The organism is Streptomyces yamdrokensis, from assembly GCF_053890455.1.
Window position 1 is genome coordinate 7518223 of sequence record NZ_CM132679.1, and the last position, 17074, is coordinate 7535296.

The following is a 17074-nucleotide window of genomic DNA, read 5'->3' on the forward strand; positions in this document are numbered from 1 at the left end:
ATCCCCGGGCAGCCCTCCGCGGATCACGGGATGGGCTGCTCGGCCCAGATGATCTTACCGGCCGGCAGGTAGCGGGTGCCCCACCGCTCCGACATCTGCGCCACCAGGAACAGGCCGCGCCCGCCCTCGTCGTTCATGGTCGCGTACCGCAGATGCGGAGACGTGCTGCTGTTGTCGAAGACCTCGACGATCAGATTGCGGTCGCGCAGCATCCGCACCTCGATGGGGCCGCCGCCGTGGCGGATCGCGTTGGTGACCAGCTCGCTCAGGATCAGCTCCGTGGTGAAGACCAGCTCGTCCAGGCCCCACTCGGACAGTTTCCGCGCGATCGTGGCACGCACCTCGGCGACCGCCGCCGGGTCGGACGGTACCGGCCACCGGGCTGTCCGGTCCTCGGCGAGCGCCTGCGTACGCGCCACGAGAAGGGCGATGTCGTCCCGCGCCCTGATCGGACGCCGGGCCTGCAGGACGGCCCGGCAGGTGTCCTCGGGGGAGTCCCCGGCCCGGGACAGGGCTTCGCGCAGCAGCTCCAGACCGACGTCGATGTCATGGTTCCGGTCCTCGACGAGCCCGTCCGTGTACAGGACCAGCCGGCTGCCCTCCGCCAGCTCCAGTTCGGCCGTCTCGAACGGCAGCCCGCCCAGCCCCAGGGGCGGGCCGGCGGGCACGTCCGCGTACCGCACGGTGCCGTCCGGGCTGATCAGCGCGGGCGGCGGATGTCCCGCGCGGGCGACGGTGCAACGCCGGGTGACCGGGTCGTAGACGGCGTACAGACAGGTCGCGCCGGTCACCGGGGCGCTGTGCTCCTCCTCCGTCTCGTCCTGGTCGATGCGGCCGACCAGCTCGTCCAGCAGGCCCAGCAGTTCGTCGGGCGGCAGGTCGAGCGCCGAGAAGTTGTGCACCGCCGTGCGCAGCCGCCCCATGGTGGCCGCCGCGTGCAGCCCGTGCCCGACGACGTCGCCGACCACCAGCGCGACCCGCGCGCCGGACAGCGGCAGGACGTCGAACCAGTCGCCGCCCACCCCGGCCTGCGCGGGCAGATAGCGGTAGGCGATCTCCAGCGCGCTCTGCTCGGGCAGGCTGCGTGGCAGCAGGCTGCGCTGGAGCGTCACCGCCATGCTGTGCTCGCGCGTGTACCGGCGGGCGTTGTCGATGGACACCGCGGCCCGCGCGACCAGCTCCTCCGCCAGGGCCCGCTCCTCCTCGTCGAACGGCCCGGGCTTCTCGGAACGCCAGAAGCTGACCACGCCCAGCACCAGGGAACCGGCCCGCAGGGGCACGGTGATCAGCGAGTGGATCCCGTACGCCACGATCTGCCCGGAGCGCTCCATGTCCTGCGCCCGCCACCCCGGGGCCTCACCCAGCCGGGGCTCGATGAACGACCGGCCAAAGGCCAGGCTGCGGCCCTGCGGGGACGATCCGACGAACCGGGTCCGGGTACCCACCGGGTACAGCGGGGTGTCCTTGCGGATGCCGGTCATCGCCGTGCGGCGCACCGATCCCGCCACCTCCGGCTCACCACCGGCCAGCACCGTCTCGAACAGGTCCACCGTGGCGAAGTCCGCGAACCGCGGTACGGCCAGTTCCGTCAGCTCCTCGGCCGTGCGAGCCACGTCCAGGCTGGTCCCGATGCCCACACCGGCGTCGTAGAGCATGTCGAGCCGCTCCCGCGCGGTCTCGGCCCGGCCGGACAGGGCGCGCAGCTCCGTGGAGTCGCGGACCGTGGCGACGCTGCCGGGCGGGCCTCCCACACGGTCGGTGGACCGCTGGTTGACCGCCAGCAGCCGGTCGCCGACCCGGTGCACCTCGTCCGTGGCGACCCGTCCCGAGGACAGCAGGTCGGCGGTGCCGGGGTCGAGGGAGAGGTCGAGCACGTCACGGCCCTCCGCGTCCTCGGGCAGGCCGAGCAGCCGGTGCGCCTCGTCGTTGGCGAGCAGCAGGGTGCCGTCGTCGTCGACGATGACCACGCCTTCCCGCACCGCGTGCAGCACCGCGTCGTGATGCTCGTACATACGGGTCATCTCGTGCGGGCCCAGCCCGTGGGTCTGCCGCAGCAGACGCCTGCTGACCAGGGCCGCGCCGGTGGTGGCCAGCACGAGCGCGACGGCCCCCGCGGTCAGCACCAGCGGCAGCTGCTCCTCGGCGGCGCCGCCGACGTTCTCCGTCGTGATGCCGGCCGACACGAGACCCACGACGACGCCGTCGGGGTCGTTCACCGGCACCACGGCCTGGACCAGCGGGCCGATCGTCCCGGTGATCTCCTCGGTCATCGGCCGTCCGGCCAGCGCGGGCTGGAGGGTGCCGACGAACTTCCTGCCGATCCGGTCCGTCTTCGGGTGGGTGTAGCGGATGCCGTCGGTGTTCATGACGACGACGAAGTCGACCCCGGCCTGTTTGCGGACGGCCTCCGCCCGCGGCTGGAGCAGGAGGGTGGGATCGGGGGACTCGAGTGCCTCGACGATGCCCGGCGAGTGGGCCAGGGTCTCAGCCACGGCGAGGGAGCGGTTGCGGGCCTCCAGCGTGCTGTCGTGCCGTACCTGCAGCACCAGCGCGAACACGGCGGACACGACCAGCAGCAGCACGATCACGACGTACAGGATGAAGACCTGTCCGGCGACGCTGCGGGCGCTCAGCAAGGATCGGAGCCACTTCGGTGGGCGCCACCGCGAGCCACCGCCGCCCTGTCGCTGCCGACGTACGGAGGAGGCCGTGGTGCTGGGCCGCTGGGGCGACCGGGCCGGGGATCGACCCATCAGTCGGACCATGTGCCGAGCTTACCTACAGCCCGGAAGGGCGCGCTTTCGGCCGGATGGGGACGTGGAGCCGGGGACCGGGCAGCCGGCGGAGGAACCGCCGGCGTGTGCCGAAAGCACCGGTCCCCGGCCGACGCGGGAGTGAGAGGAGTACGTTCTCACTACTCCAGGAGGATCCACCGTGACCGCAGACACGGCCTTCTCCCTCGACGGCCACGTGGCCGGAAACGGTGTCGCCCCTGGCAGCCCGGGAGGCGACGGCGCGGAGGAGGACGGCGGCTCCGAGGCCGTGCGCGAGTGGTTCGATGCCACCGGAGCGATGGTCACGGGCCGGACGATGTGCGGCCCGGGCGAGGAGTTCCGGGGTGACGACCCGCCGTTTCGCACCCCGGTCCTCGTGCTCACCCACCGGCCCCGGCCGAACCCGGTCAGGGAGGGCGGCACCGCTTTCACCCTCGTCACCGACGGCATCCACAGCGCCCTCGACCGGGCGAAGGCCGTTGCCGGGAGCGGGAGCATCGCGGGCGGAGCGAGCACGGTGCGGCAGCACCTCGGGGAGGGGCTCATCGGCGAGCTGTGACCGCACGTGGTGCCCGCGCTCCCCGGAGCGGGACCGCGACTCCCTCGGCTTTTCGAGGAGCCCGGCGCGAAGCGGCGGACCCTCGGGGCGGTCCGGGCGGCCGGCCCGGCCGACCCTTCCACGGACCGCGCGACCGGTGGTGCGTTACCGGTCGCGCGGTCCGCTCCCCGTGCCACTGGCCCCCTCGGCGCTCGTCCCCCAACGGCGCTCGAGCGGGGCTCATTCGGCCAGCGCGTGGGCCAGCTCCGTCGTGGCACGGGCGATCTTGGTGTCCTGTTCCTCCATCAGGTGGCGCAGGTCGCCCCGCCGGGCGCGCACGGCCTGCCGGGCAGCCCGCTCCCAGACGACCGGGTTCTCGCGGTGATTGAGCAGCTTGGGATACGCGGCGGCGGTGCTCTCCCACTGCCGGGCGTCGGCGATGGCCTTGAGCAGCTGGATGATCTCGGCACGACAGGTCACGTGCGGCAACTGCGCCAGCTCCCAGAGGAAGGGGACGGTGGCGGCCGTCGCCTGCTCCACCACGAAGCCGTACTGGCAGATCCGTTTCCGCAGGTCCTTCAGGGCGGACCGGGCGGTGTCGGCGTCCCCCCAGGCGATGGCGTTGAGCAGCAGGGGGACGGCCGCCGCCGATCCGGTGGAGTCCTGGATCTCGCGCCACGGCACGCGGGACAGTGACGTGAGCGGTGTCGTACGGGCCATTCCGGCCGGGGACGTGTGGCGCACAGGGCGCTCGCTGCTCGACTGTTCCGTGGAAGCGCTGCGCATCGCGTGGGGCCTTTCGCGGCGGTCGTGTCGAATGGGGGGACGGTCAGGCGGGCGGCCGGGCCGGCAGTCGGGCCCGGACCGTCCCGTGTGCCGGGGGGACCGGGGGGCGTCCCCGCGCTTCGGACGGGGCGTCGGCACCGACGGTCGACCGGATCACTCGGTGCGCAGGTGAGGACATGCCACCTCCTCGATGCGACGTCAGGACAGGCCGTCAACAAGGGGGTTGACGCCCCAGCTATTATCCACACCGAGAACGCTCGCGTGCAATTGCATGAGAAATTGCGTGAAGTTTTTTCGGGGCGGACGGGGACGGGCCGGGGCGGATCGAGCGTGATCCGGCCCGGCCCGCCCCGGCGAACGGCCGGGCACCGCCCGGCAGTGCACAGGAACGGCAAGGAGGCTTCGGTGCCAGGAGTGCGGAACGGAGTGCGGGCGAGTTCCTTGGACGCCTGCTGGATCAAGAGCCGGCACAGCAACGCCGAGGGCAACTGCGTAGAGGTGGCCCCGCTGGACGGTGGGGATGTGGCGATGCGCAACTCCCGCGACCCCGACGGGCCCGCGCTGGTCTACACGCCGGCGGAAGTGGCGGCGTTCCTGGCCGGGGTGAAGGACGGTGAGTTCGACCACCTGGTCTGATGCGGCCGGCGCGGTGAGGCGGTCCGGTCCGCGCCGTCCTGCCGGAGTGCTGAAACGGAGTTCAACTGCCCACTTCAGCAAGGCTTCTGCGGGACGCATGCGCTGCGGCACGGCGAGGTGCGATAGTGTAAAACGCCCTTGTGCCGGTCTGCTGGGAGTCAGGATGTCCGCCGCGCCGCATCGTATCTCCCGTCTGGAACCCTATCTCGAGCGGCCCGAGCCGGCTCCGACCCTGCTGAAGATGCTGGTCGGTGTGCAGCTGGCCGGCTTCCGTGAGGACGCCGGACTGGCCCAGGACCAGGCGGCGCGCTCCGTCGGCTTCAGTGCGGCGAAGCTGTCCCGCATCGAGTCCGGCAAGGGCCGCCGCCCGCCGACGGAGGGCGACGTCCGGGCCCTGCTGGAGCTGTACGGCACTGACGACTACGAGGTCTCTGTCCTGGTCAAACTGCTCCGGCGGGCCGGGGAACCGGGCTGGTGGCAGCGGTACGACAAGCGGCTGATGCCCGAGTGGTTCGACCGGCTGGTCGGACTGCAGGAGGCAGCCGCCACCATCCGCACCTTCGAGATCCAGTACGTCCCCGGTCTGCTGCAGACCGCCGCCTATACCCGAGCGGTGGTGGAGCGCGGCCTGCCCAACGCACCGGCGAGTGAGGTGCAGCGTCGTGTCGAACTCCGGATGCGGCGGGCCGAGTTGTTGATGCGCGAGGGCGCCCCGCAGCTGTGGGCGGTCATCGACGAGTCGGTTCTGCTGCGCGTGCTGGGCGGCGCCGAGGTGATGCGGGAGCAGCTCGCCCATCTCATGCGGATGGCCGAGCGCTCCAATGTCACCGTGCAGATCGTGCCGTTGAGTGTGACGAACGCGTCGGCTCCCGCCATCCCGGTGACGTATCTGCGCTTCGGCGGCCTCGATCTGCCCGACGTGGTCTACCTGGAGCACATCAAGAGCGCCAACTTCCTCGAGGACCTCGACGAGACGGAGGAGTACCGGATCGCGCTGGACCGCCTCGCCGACGAGGCCCTGCGCCCCCGCGAATCCCTGGAGCTGCTGCGCGCCACCGCGCGGGACCGCTACCCGGAGCCGCAGTCCGGGTCGTAACACCTCGGCACCTCGAACCGGAACGCGACGCGAGCGCCCCCGCCCGCTCCGGATCGCCGGGGTCGCGAGAGGGGCCTCGGCGTGACCGCGCGAAGGGGGCACCCACCCACGGGAACCTACAGCGGGATCCGGCCCACGCCGCCGAACTCGATCCACTCCTGGGTGAGCTGACGAGGCGCCACCTCGGTGTCCGGACGCCAGGTGGACACCTCCACCAGGCCCGGCTCGAGGACCTCCAGACCCTCGAAGTACGACGCGACATCGCTCTCCGTGCGCACCCGGCCCCAGTTCCCCCGGGTTGCCTGGTCCATGAACTCCGTGACGGAATTGCGGACTTCGGGGTCCTCGCTGACCAACTGGCACATCACCAGGAAGCTGCCCGGCGCGAGCCGTTCCTGGACCCGGCGGGCCACGGCGACCGGGCCGTCGGTGTCGCTGTCCGGGATGCAGTGGAACACGGAGTTGAACAGCACACAGGCCGGTTGTGAGAAGTCGATCAGGCGCTGTGTCTCGACGTGGTCGAAGATCGATTCGGTCTCCCGCATGTCGGCCTGGATGACCACCGTGCGCTCGTCCTGTTCCAGCAGCGCGCGCCCGTGCACCAGCACCATCGGGTCGTTGTCGACGTACACCACGTGGGTGGTCGGGTCGATGCGCTGGGCGATTTGGTGGACGTTGTCCTGGGTGGGCAGGCCGGAACCGTGGTCGAGGTACTGCCGGATCCCGTACTCCTGCGTGAGGACCCGGACCACCCGCTGGAGGAAGCGCCGGTTGTTCAGAGCCAGGCGGCGCGTGCTGGGCACCACCTTGTCGAGCTCTTCCACGGCGGCACGGTCGGCCGCGTAGTTGTCCTTGCCGCCCAGATAGTAGTCGTACATGCGTGCGGCTGTCGGCACGGTTGCGTCGATCTCGGTGGACAGCTGATTGCCGGTGTGCATCGTTCCCCCTGCGGAGCGCCGCGCCAACTGGACTGGCTGGACAGGGAGTACATCCTAGGTAGCGCTGCGCGAGTGGGGCCAGCCCATCGGTGAACAAGGTCCCGCGGGAATGACGGGGCCATCGTTGTCAGCGCCAGGTGTCACCGGGTGACCGCATTGCGTAAGGACCTGTATCGGTGCGGATGTGAAGGTATCGTCGCTTTCATCCCCGTCGGTGCGTGCGGCGGGCGAGACCGGTCGGCCGACTCAGTCGCTCTCCTGGGAGACAGTCATGGACGCCATGGACGACTACTACGACCTGGGCAGCTATCGCCGCCCCGTGACGACCGCCGGGGCCGAGGCCCAACTCTGGTTCGATCGTGGATTGTTGTGGACCTACGCGTTCAACCACGAGGAAGCGGTCGCCTGCTTCGAGAGGGCGGCCGCGGCCGACCCCGACTGCGCCATGGCTTATTGGGGCATCGCCTACGCCCTCGGCCCGAACTACAACAAGCCCTGGGAGGCCTTCGACAGCGACGACCTCGTCCGCAGCGTCGAACGTACCCATACCGCTGTCGAATCGGCGCACGAGAGGGCCGCGGGGACCACGCCCGTGGAGCGTGCCCTCATCGGAGCCCTGCGCGCCCGCTACCCCCAGGGGCGGGCGGTCGAGGACTGCTCGGTGTGGAACGAGGCCTACGCGGACCGCATGCTCGCGGTGTACGAGAGCGCCCCCGACGACCTGGACGTCGCCGTGCTCTGCGCGGACGCCCTGATGAACCTCACCCCCTGGCAGCTGTGGGACCTGAAGACCGGCCGCCCCGCCGCGGGCGCCCGCACCCTGGAGGCCAAGGCCGTCCTCGACCGGGCGCTCGCCGGTGACAGCGGCGCCCGGCATCCCGGCGTCCTGCACCTGTACATCCACCTGATGGAGATGTCCCCCACTCCGGAAGCGGCCCTCACGGTCGCCGACCGGCTGCGCGGCGCCGTGCCCGACGCCGGACACCTTCGCCACATGCCCTCGCACCTGGAGGTGCTGTGCGGTGACTACCGACGGGTCGTGTCCGACAACACCCTCGCGATCGCCGCCGACGAGAAGTACCTCGCGCGGTCCGGCGCCATGAACTTCTACACCCTCTACCGCGCCCACAACCACCACTTCAGGATCTACGGCGCCATGTTCGCGGGCCTCTCGAAGGTGGCCCTGGACGCCTCCGCGCAGCTCGAAGCCGCCGTCCCCGAGGAACTGCTCAGGGTGCAGAGCCCGCCGATGGCCGACTGGCTCGAGGGCTTCCTGGCGATGCGTTTCCACGTCCTCATCCGCTTCGGCCGCTGGGACGACATCCTGGCGCTGCCCTTCCCCGCCGACCCGGCGTTGTACCGCGTGAGCACCGCGATGCTCCACTACGCCCGTGGCGTCGCCCTCTCGGCGACCGGCGAGACCGACCGGGCCGAGACGGAGCGGGAGAGCTTTCGCGCCGCGGTGGACCGGGTGCCGAACACGCGGATGCTGTTCAACAACACCTGCCAGGACATCCTCGCCATCGCCGCCGCGATGCTGGACGGAGAACTCGCCTACCGCAAGGGCGACCACGACGAGGCGTTCGCCGCACTGGAACGGTCCATCGAACTGGACGACAACCTCCCCTACGACGAGCCCTGGGGCTGGATGCAGCCCACCCGGCACGCGTACGGGGCCCTGCTGCTGGAACAGGGCCGCGTGGAGGAGGCGGAGGCGGTCTACCGGGCCGACCTCGGCCTCGACCCCACCCTGCCCCGGCCGCTGCAACACCCGGGGAACGTATGGGCGTTGCACGGGTTCCACGAGTGCCTGACACGTACCGGCAGGACGGGGGAGGCCGCGATCGTGGCCCAGCAGCTGAAGGCCGCGGCCGCGTTGGCGGACGTACCGATCGAAGCATCCTGCTTCTGCCGGCTGGACACCCGCCCGGCGGCCTCTGGCGCGGACGCGGACGCCACCGGGGGCGGCTGCCACTGCGCCTGAGCTCGAAGACCCTGGTACGCCCCGGCGCCGGGGCGTTCGCGGCAGAACGGCGTGCCGGGGTCCTCAGTGGGCTTCCACGACCTCCTGGAACGACTCCATGCAGGGGAAGCAGTGGCGGTCCGTCGCGTCCCGGCGACGGGGCTCGTCCTCCTTCTCGACCCCGCACAGCGTGGTCGTTCTGTCGGTGGTCAGAACATGCCACACAGGCTCCCCCGAAATGTCCGCACCGCACCACATCTCGTGCATTCCCAGCTCCCTCCGGGTAGGCAGGCCGCTTCCATACGAGCACGGCACGGGCCGGTACGGCGTCCGGGGAGGGCCATGCGGGTGATGTGCGGGGCAGGTGCGTTTCCGTACGGCGGTCACCGTCGGCGCCGGCTCCGCCGGTGACCGCGTCTCCTCGTCCGCCCCGGCCCCGCAGGCGCATACGGTGCCGGACACCGAGGCCCCCCGGTCGATCATCGCTGCCCCGCCGCTCGCCCGGCGGGCCGACGAGACCGGTGAGATTGCCGGTCCGCGCGGGCGCCCTCCTCTCCGACAGTGGCAACCGCCAGCCCATCGGCGGCGCCCACGGCCGGCGCACGGTCACTTCCCACGTCGTACCCCCGTGCACCGGCCACCGGGCGGACCGCCGCGACAGAGAGGACCCCCGCCGTGCAGCAGCACCCCCACACCGGCACCGCAGGCCCGACCGCACGCCCCTCCCGCACCCGGCGCGGCAGGACCGGACGGTTCGCCGGACTGGCCGCGGCCGTCGCGGCCGTCGTCGGCCTGAGCACCCTCACCGGCCCCGGCGCCCACGCCGCGGACAACCCCTACGAGCGCGGTCCGGCGCCGACCCAGTCCAGCATCGAGGCGCTGCGCGGCCCGTACTCCGTCTCCGAGACCTCGGTCTCCTCGCTCTCCGTCACCGGCTTCGGCGGGGGCACCATCTACTACCCGAGCAGCACCGCCGACGGCACGTTCGGCGCGATCGCCATCTCGCCCGGCTTCACCGCCTACGAGTCCTCCATCGCCTGGCTGGGTCCCCGCCTGGCCTCCCAGGGGTTCGTCGTGTTCACCATCGACACGAACACCACCCTCGACCAGCCCGCCTCCCGCGGCGACCAGCTGCTCGCCGCGCTCGACTACCTGACCGGACGCAGCTCGGTCCGCAGCCGCGTCGACAGCAGCCGCCTCGGCGTCATGGGCCACTCGATGGGCGGGGGCGGCAGTCTCGAGGCCGCGAAGGACCGGCCCTCGCTCCAGGCGTCGATCCCGCTGACGCCCTGGAACCTCGACAAGACATGGCCCGAGGTCAGGACCCCCACCCTGATCTTCGGGGCCGACGGTGACACGGTCGCCCCGGTCTCCAGCCACGCCGAGCCGCTCTACACCGGTCTGCCGTCCTCCCTCGACCGGGCCTACCTGGAGCTGAACAACGCCTCCCACTTCACGCCCAACTCCAGCAACACGACGATCGCGAAGTACAGCATTTCGTGGCTGAAGCGGTTCATCGACAACGACACCCGCTATGAGCAGTTCCTGTGCCCGCTGCCGCAGCGGAGTCTCACGATCGAGGAGGCGCGGGGCAACTGCCCGCACACCTCCTGACGTCCCGTCGGACCGACGTCCCGTCGGACACCGGCAGACTCCGGTGGCGGCCCGCGTACGGCGCGGGCCGCCACCGGCGTTGTGCGCGTGCACCGCCGAGAGGCGTCCCGGTTGGGCGGCGGCACACGACACCCACCGGACACACCGTGAAAAGCCGCTGGTGGAAGGGCGGATGGGTCGCCTCCGGCACCCGGACGGACACCTTCCACCAGTTCTTACGCGTGAGTAACGTCGTGGAAATGACCGGACAGACGATCCGTGGACCCGCTCCGCTCCGGTACCGTGCGGGACCCCGACGGCAGGCGCTCGCCGCGCTGCTGGACGGACTGCGCACCGACGGCGGTGCCCGTGTCGTGACCGGCGAACCCGGCGGCGGCCGTACGGCCCTCCTGGAGTTCGCGGCACGCTCCTTCCGCGCCGGGCCGGTGTGGCACGTCCGCGCCGAACCGGCCTGGTCTCCGCAGCCCCACAGCGGTCTGCACACCCTGCTGCGCGCCGCCGGCCACGCCGGGCGCGTCCTCGGCGACGGCACGGCGGGCGGGGAGGCGCTCCTGGACGTCATGCGGGCGGCGTCCGCCCGCTCACCCCTGTTGGTGTGCGTGGACGACGCGCACCTGTGGGACACCGCCTCACGCGCGGCGCTGGGCCGGGCGGCGGCGCGCGTGCACGCGGCGGACGGCGTCCACCGGGTGGGTCTGCTCGTCAGCGTGCCCGGACACCGGCCCGTGGGGAAGGAGCTGGCGGGGCTTCCGGTGCTGGAGCTCGCCCCGCTCACGCCCGGGGACGCGGCGGGTCTGCTGCACGATCTGACGGACGGTGCGGTCGATCCGGTCGTCCGCGACGAGTTGGTGACCGAGGCGCAGGGCAATCCCGCACTGTTGCTGGCCCTGGCCCACCGCCTCTCGCCGGCCCAACTCCAAGGCGACCACGCGCTGCCCCGGCCGCTGGCCGACGCCGTGACGCTGACCGCTGTCGCGGGCGGATGCCTGAGCGGCCGACAGCCCGGCCGGGCAGGCCTGTTGCTGGCCGTCGCCGCGGCGATGCGTGCCACGGGGGAGCAGGATGCCGAGACCGTGCTCGTACGGCGGGCGACGAGCGGCTACGGCGGTCGGGAGGGCGACGGACCGCCCGAACCGTCCGAGCCGCCGAGGACGCCCGAGCTGGTCACGGTCTCCGAGGGCCGGCTCCGGTTCCGCAGCCCGCTGCTCGGCAGGGCGGTGTACGCCGGCGCGCCGGCCGAACGCCGCCGCGCCGCGCACCGCGCGCTGGCCGCGGCGCATCCCGACCCGCACGGCGTGCCCGCACTGCTGCACCGCTCATGGGCCGCCCTCGGTCCCGACGCGGCCCTGGCCGCCCGACTCGAGCGCGCGGTCACCGACCCGACCTGCGGCATACCGTCCTCCCTGCGCCGTACGGCGCAGGTGCGGGCCGCCGAACTGACGCCGGACGACGCGCAGCGGGCACGGCGGTACACGGCCGCCGCCCAGCAGGCTCTCCTCGCCGGGTATCCGCGCGAGGCGCTGCGCCTGCTCGACGCCGCCGGGAGCCGGCCGGCACCGGCGCCGGTGCGCGGCCGCGCCGAACTGCTCCGGGGCAGAGTGCTCCTGACCGACGGCCCGGTGGACGACGCCCGCGAGTCCTTCCTGCTCGCCGCCCGCCTCCTGGCGGGCCCGGGCCCGGCGGAGGCCGACGCGGCGGTCCTCGGCGCGGCGGACGCGGCCTGGGCCGCCGGCGACTGGCAGGCCTGCCTCTGGGCTCTCACCCACGATGACGCCTGCGCCGATCCCACCGTCGCGGGGGTGCCCGATCCCCGTGCCGCGGCTGCGACCACGACGGGACCGCGGGTGACGGGTCCGCAGGAGGCGCCGGCACGGGAGGCACCCCGGGGCGGCCCCGCCGGCCGCGGCGCGGTCCCGGCGCAGCCCTCCACTTCTCCGCCCGCCCTGCTGCGCGACCACCGGGACGGCATGCGCGCCGTGCTGCTGGGGCGGTTCGACCTCGCGGCTGCCCCGCTGACCCGCGTGGTGGACCGGGGCCGGCCCGCCACCGAGCCCGAACGGCTGCTGCGATCGGCCGCCGCGGCCCTCATGCTCGGCGACGTCGCCGCCGCCCGCCGGGCCGGAGCACGGGCCCTGGCGGCGGCACGCACGCTGGGCGCCGCGTCCCTGGAACCGCGAGCCCTGGAGTACCTGGCCTACGCCGAACTGCGCGCCGGCTGCCACCAGCTGGCCCGTACCCACGCCGAGGAGGGGCTGCGCGCCGCGCGCCGGACCGGACAGCGGAACACGGCCGCCCACCACCACGCCGTACTGGCGCTGGCGGCGTCGATCGAGGGCGACCGGACACGTGTCACCGAGCACGCGGCGGCGGCCCTCACCACGGCCCGGCGGCACGGCCTGGCCCAGGCCGCCCTGCTCGCCCAGTGGGCGACGGCCCGCGCCGATCTGGGCGCCGGCCGCCCCGAGGCGGCAGCCGACCGGCTCGGTCCGCTGGTCCGCCCCGGCGCGCGGCGCGGCCACTTCGCGGTGTGGATGCTCGCCGTCCCCTGCTTCGTGGAGGCCGCCGCACTGGCCGGGCGGCCCGAGCACGCTCGCGCGGTGGTCGAGGAGTTCGCGCTGTGGGCCGGCTGCGGCGCCGACCCGCAGGCCCCCGCCCAGCTCCTGCGCTGCCGAGCCCTGCTGGCCGCACCGGAGGACGCCGACGAGCTGTACCTGCGCGCCCTGGACCGGCACGACGAGACGTCCGGCGACTTCGAACGGGCCCGTACCGGGCTGCTGCACGGAAAGTGGCTGCGCCGTCGGCGCAGACTGCGCGAGGCCCGCGCCCGGCTCGGGGAAGCGCTGGCCGACTTCGAGCGCTGCGGCGCACAGCTCTGGGCACGCCAGACGGCCGCGGAACTGCGTGCCAACGGCGTCGCGCCGAACGGGCCGGGCACGGGCGAACCGCCCCGGCACGGCGCGCGGGGCCTGTCCCGGCTGACCCCGCAGCAACTGCGGATCGCACGGTGCGTCGCCGAAGGGGCCACCAACCGGGAGGTGGCGCTGAGCCTGTCCGTCAGTACCCGCACCGTGGACTACCACCTGCGGAACGTCTTCGCCACGCTCGGCGTCCGTTCCCGGGTCGAGCTGGTCCGACTGGTCGAACAGGCGGAAAAGACCGGTGCACAACTCTAGGGACCGACCGGACGGTATGTCATCCTTCGGGGCAGGACGAGTCGGGTGGCGGCCCGTTCACGGCCTCCACGGCCGGCCGGGAGCCGGTACGGGGACCGCACCGCGGGCGCCACCGGGAAAGCCGACCCTGGGGGAGATGCGCGATGCAACACGCCGTACGGCCACGAAGCCTGCCGCGCCCCGGTCCCGCGCCCGCACCGCGGGCGCGGGCACCACGTGTGCGTTCACTGATCGACGCCGACGCACTGGGCGTGCTGCACCGGGCCGCCCGGGTGCTGCTCGACGACCTGCCCCGGCTCTCCGACCAGCTGGTCGCCCTCCTCCAGGACCAGGAGCCCGCCTACCGGTCGGCGATCGAGAACGACGCCACCGAGATCTGGCAGGAGGTGCACCGCTCGCTGCGGCACAGCGTCTCCGCGCTGCTCGACCCGCGCGGTGTCCGGGACGCGGCCCGCCACTGCTCCTGGAAGATCGGCGCCACCCGCGCCGAACAGGGGCTGCCGCTGGACGCGCTGCTGCACGCCTTCCGGCTGGGCGGCTCCCTGGTGTGGCAGAGCCTGGTCGACGAGACCTCCCGGACGGCTCCCGAGGACGTACGGCTGCTGGTGCACGTGGCGTCCGACGTGTGGAACTTCGTCGACGAGCACTGCACCGTCGTGGCGGACGCCTACCGGCAGACCGAGCGTCAGCTGTCCTGGCGGCGGGAGAACAGGGTGCGGCTGCTGGCGGCGGCGCTGCTCGACGGGACCAGCCGGATCGCCGACCTGCCCGAGGCCGCGCTGGCACTGGACCTGCCGGAGCACGGCCGGTACGTGGTCGTCGCGGTCGGCGGCGGCCGGTTCGCCGCCTGTCCCCGTGCCCAGGCGGCGCTCGCTCCCGGTGTGCGCGTGCACTGGCACACCGGCGTGGACGCCGACCACGGCATCGTCCTGGTCCAGGACGACGCGGAGCCGGTGGTGGAGGACGCACAGCCGCCGGGCGTACGGGTGGGTGTCAGCAGCGCCGTCGAAGGGCTCGCCGCGGTGGGCGAGGCACGCAGGCTGGCGGACACCGCGCTGAGCCTGTGCCCGGAGACCGGCGGCACGGTCCGGCTGACGGAACACCTGCCGGCGGCCCTGGTGGTGTCCTCTCCCGACCTCGGCGCCGCCCTGGCCGACCGGCTCTTCGGTCCGCTGGCACGGCTGGAGCCCGCCGACGCGGAGGTCCTGCTGGACACCCTGGCCACCTGGCTGGCCTGCGACGGGTCCGCCCAGCGGGCGAGCAGACGGCTGTACTGCCACCGCAACACGGTCCTCAACCGCCTGCGCCGCTACGAGCAGTTGACCGGACGTTCCCTTTCCCGCCCCTTCGACCTGGTCGAGGTCACCCTCGCCCTGACCGCCCGCAGGCTCCTTCCGCGCTGACCCGAGCGCCAAGGGGTCGTACGACTAGCGCTCCGGGACGTCCTTGACGAACACGATCCCCTCGGCCCTCTCCGGGTGGGCCGGGTCGAGCGGCGCGTAGCCGAACCAGGGGGACGTTCTGGGGACGGGCTGCCGGTCGCCGGGGAGACGGGCCAACCGGGTGCCGTCGACGAGGCAGCGGTCCTCCGGGAGCGCGTACAGAAGTCCTTCGACGGTGTCCGCCGGAGGAGTGTCCACCCCCCGGTGGCGGATCGTGCCGAGGGCTGTGGCCAGGAAGGCGTACTTCTCGCCCAGACGGGCGCTCACGAGCGCGCCGGCGCTCCACCACTTCAGCAGCGGCTGGTCCCACATGCGCATCGTGCTCCTGTCCCGCTGGAGATGGCTGTTGTGGGCGAAGACCAGGACCGGGTCCCGTTCGGCGAGGGCGAGGAGGTTGTCGGCCATCATCCGGCCCCGCTGGCCCAGCAGCCGTGTCATGCGGCCGGGTGAGGTGCCGGCCAGCCAGTAGTGGTAGCGCAGCAGGCCGGTGGCGGTGCGCCCGTACAGGCGTGCCCGGTACCAGTCGTCCCGCGAGGTCGCCGCGATCAGATGCGGCGTCTGGGCGTCGAGCAGCGCCACCAGGTCCTCGGCGAGCAGCAGCAGTTCCCCGGCCTGTGCCGACCGCCCCACGGACCGGGCCGGGTCCGTCATGACGGCGGGATGGGTCCACCGGTCGTCGGCGCCGAGCAGACGGTCCAGTGCTTTTGCGGTGCAGGGGAGCAGGTCCGCGTCCACCCGGGCCGCGAGGCAGTCGTGGAGTGCGGTGAGGGCCTGCCGGGGGCTCGCGGCACCGGTGATCTCCAGCGGGCCGTCGAAACCGGCGAAACGGAGCCGCTCGGAAGCGGGCCGGCCGTCGTTGTACTCCCGCATCCAGCGCACGAGTTCGCGGTTGGCCGCGGACGCGCCGAACCCATGGCTGAATCCGCGTTCCGTCACCTCGTCGAGGGAGCCCGTGCCCGAGGTGACGTAGTCGTCCACGACCAGGCCCATGAGGCAGTCGCTCTCGATCGCGATCGTCCGGTAGCCCTCCTGCTCGACCAGCTGCCGGAACAGTTCGTTGCGCAGGTCCAGCAGAGCGTCCTCGCCGTGCGTGGGCTCCCCGAGCGCGAGCACGCGCGGCCGGCCGGGAAGCAGTTCCATGACGCTCTCGGCGTCCACGGTACGGACGGCGTCCTTGATGCGAGTAGTCATGCCGTCAACGCTATCGTTGAACTTCCGGTGAAAACTTTTGCGCGATACCGTCGGCACCATGGGGCGAAACCTTCAAAGCGGGGGACGACTTCGACCGGTCGACCTGGCACGCGGGCACGGTCTGTCCACCCAGGCCGTCAGGAACTATGAGGAGGCCGGCATCCTCCCGCCCGCCGACCGCACTCCCCACGGCTACCGCACCTACACCCCGCTGCACGCACGCGCCCTGGCCGCGTTCCGCGCCCTGGTACCGGGCCACGGCCACGCGACGGCGACGGCGATCATGCGTGCCGTCAACCAGGACGCGGTCGACGAGGCGCTGCGGCTCGTCGACGAGAGCCACGCCCAACTGCTCGAGGACCGCCGCACACTCCGCGCCGTGGAGCGAGCTCTCGGCGACCTGGCGTCCGGCACGGAGCGGCCCGGCCCGGTGCCGGACACGGAGTCCCGCACAGCGCCCGGCTCCGACGGCACGTTCATCGGGCCGCTCGCGCGCCGGCTCGGCCTCCGGCCCGCGACGCTGCGCAAGTGGGAGCGCGCCAAACTGGTGAGTCCGCGCCGCGACCCGCTGACCGGTTACCGCGTCTACGACGAGGCCGACGTACGGGACGCCCGCCTCGTCCACCAGCTCCGGCGGGGCGGCTACCTGCTGGAGCAGATCGCCCCGCTCATCGCCCAGGTGCGGTCCGCCGGAGGTCTCGAGCCCCTGGAAGCCACTCTCCAGGACTGGCACGCCCGGCTGTCCGCCCGCGGGCGGACGATGCTGACCGGAGCCGCCGAACTGGACGCGTACCTGCGCGCCCGCGGCTGAGACCCGGATCCGTCCCTGGGCAGCCGCACAACCCCCGCGCGCCTCCGTTGGGACGGCGCAGCGAGCGGGGCCGGAAGTCTGTTCCGCCCGCCCGCGCCCGTGCTGTCGTGGG

The 17074-nt window shown here is 72.9% G+C and carries 13 protein-coding genes; 8 read left to right on the forward strand and 5 right to left on the reverse strand.

The features are described 5' to 3' along the window. Positions 1 to 23: 23 nt before the first annotated feature. Positions 24 to 2765, reverse strand: coding sequence for a SpoIIE family protein phosphatase (locus ACWZEH_RS33135; RefSeq protein ID WP_456194747.1), 2742 nt, complete (start codon positions 2763 to 2765; stop codon positions 24 to 26). A gap of 169 nt (positions 2766 to 2934) precedes the next feature. Between ACWZEH_RS33135 and ACWZEH_RS33140 the strand changes: the two genes are divergently transcribed. Further along, the gene (locus ACWZEH_RS33140) at positions 2935 to 3333 is read left to right on the forward strand and encodes a dihydrofolate reductase family protein (protein ID WP_456194748.1); all 399 of its coding nucleotides are present in this window, start codon (positions 2935 to 2937) and stop codon (positions 3331 to 3333) included. A 219-nt stretch (positions 3334 to 3552) separates the two neighbouring features. Here the strand turns inward: ACWZEH_RS33140 and ACWZEH_RS33145 are convergent, their stop codons facing one another. Beyond that, positions 3553 to 4098: a hypothetical protein gene (locus ACWZEH_RS33145; protein ID WP_456194749.1), complete on the reverse strand. Its 546-nt coding sequence runs from the start codon at positions 4096 to 4098 to the stop codon at positions 3553 to 3555. Positions 4099 to 4503: 405 nt separating this feature from the next. Between ACWZEH_RS33145 and ACWZEH_RS33150 the strand changes: the two genes are divergently transcribed. Together ACWZEH_RS33150 and ACWZEH_RS33155 are read left to right on the forward strand one after the other, a co-directional pair. Continuing rightward, a complete protein-coding gene (locus ACWZEH_RS33150) occupies positions 4504 to 4734 on the forward strand; it encodes a DUF397 domain-containing protein (RefSeq protein WP_456194750.1) in 231 nt (76 codons plus the stop codon). A 163-nt stretch (positions 4735 to 4897) separates the two neighbouring features. Beyond that, positions 4898 to 5830 carry a helix-turn-helix domain-containing protein gene (locus tag ACWZEH_RS33155; protein WP_456194751.1) on the forward strand — a complete coding sequence of 311 codons (933 nt, stop codon included), beginning with the start codon at positions 4898 to 4900 and terminating at the stop codon, positions 5828 to 5830. 116 nt (positions 5831 to 5946) lie between these two features. Here ACWZEH_RS33155 and ACWZEH_RS33160 read toward each other — a convergent pair whose 3' ends face one another. Next, positions 5947 to 6768 carry an SAM-dependent methyltransferase gene (locus tag ACWZEH_RS33160; protein ID WP_456194752.1) on the reverse strand — a complete coding sequence of 274 codons (822 nt, stop codon included), beginning with the start codon at positions 6766 to 6768 and terminating at the stop codon, positions 5947 to 5949. A 280-nt stretch (positions 6769 to 7048) separates the two neighbouring features. Here ACWZEH_RS33160 and ACWZEH_RS33165 point away from each other — a divergent pair, with 280 nt between their 5' ends. Continuing rightward, a complete protein-coding gene (locus ACWZEH_RS33165) occupies positions 7049 to 8752 on the forward strand; it encodes a tetratricopeptide repeat protein (protein WP_456199960.1) in 1704 nt (567 codons plus the stop codon). Positions 8753 to 8815: 63 nt separating this feature from the next. Here the strand turns inward: ACWZEH_RS33165 and ACWZEH_RS33170 are convergent, their stop codons facing one another. Continuing rightward, a complete protein-coding gene (locus tag ACWZEH_RS33170; RefSeq protein WP_234307883.1) occupies positions 8816 to 8956 on the reverse strand; it encodes a hypothetical protein in 141 nt (46 codons plus the stop codon). 450 nt (positions 8957 to 9406) lie between these two features. Here ACWZEH_RS33170 and bdeA point away from each other — a divergent pair, with 450 nt between their 5' ends. The 3 genes from bdeA to ACWZEH_RS33185 all read left to right on the forward strand — a co-directional run bounded on the left by bdeA (position 9407) and on the right by ACWZEH_RS33185 (position 14921). Then, complete coding sequence (gene bdeA, locus ACWZEH_RS33175; protein WP_456194753.1) at positions 9407 to 10345, forward strand: bis(hydroxyethyl) terephthalate hydrolase; 939 nt, start codon at positions 9407 to 9409, stop codon at positions 10343 to 10345. A gap of 239 nt (positions 10346 to 10584) precedes the next feature. Continuing rightward, positions 10585 to 13518, forward strand: coding sequence for a LuxR C-terminal-related transcriptional regulator (locus tag ACWZEH_RS33180; protein WP_456194754.1), 2934 nt, complete (start codon positions 10585 to 10587; stop codon positions 13516 to 13518). Positions 13519 to 13661: 143 nt separating this feature from the next. Further along, complete coding sequence (locus tag ACWZEH_RS33185) at positions 13662 to 14921, forward strand: PucR family transcriptional regulator (protein WP_456194755.1); 1260 nt, start codon at positions 13662 to 13664, stop codon at positions 14919 to 14921. A 24-nt stretch (positions 14922 to 14945) separates the two neighbouring features. Here ACWZEH_RS33185 and ACWZEH_RS33190 read toward each other — a convergent pair whose 3' ends face one another. Continuing rightward, on the reverse strand, positions 14946 to 16151 hold the full coding sequence (locus ACWZEH_RS33190) for an erythromycin esterase family protein (protein WP_456194756.1): 1206 nt from the start codon (positions 16149 to 16151) through the stop codon (positions 14946 to 14948). A 58-nt stretch (positions 16152 to 16209) separates the two neighbouring features. Between ACWZEH_RS33190 and ACWZEH_RS33195 the strand changes: the two genes are divergently transcribed. Beyond that, a complete protein-coding gene (locus ACWZEH_RS33195; protein WP_456194757.1) occupies positions 16210 to 16962 on the forward strand; it encodes a TioE family transcriptional regulator in 753 nt (250 codons plus the stop codon). The last annotated feature ends 112 nt before the right edge of the window (positions 16963 to 17074 follow it).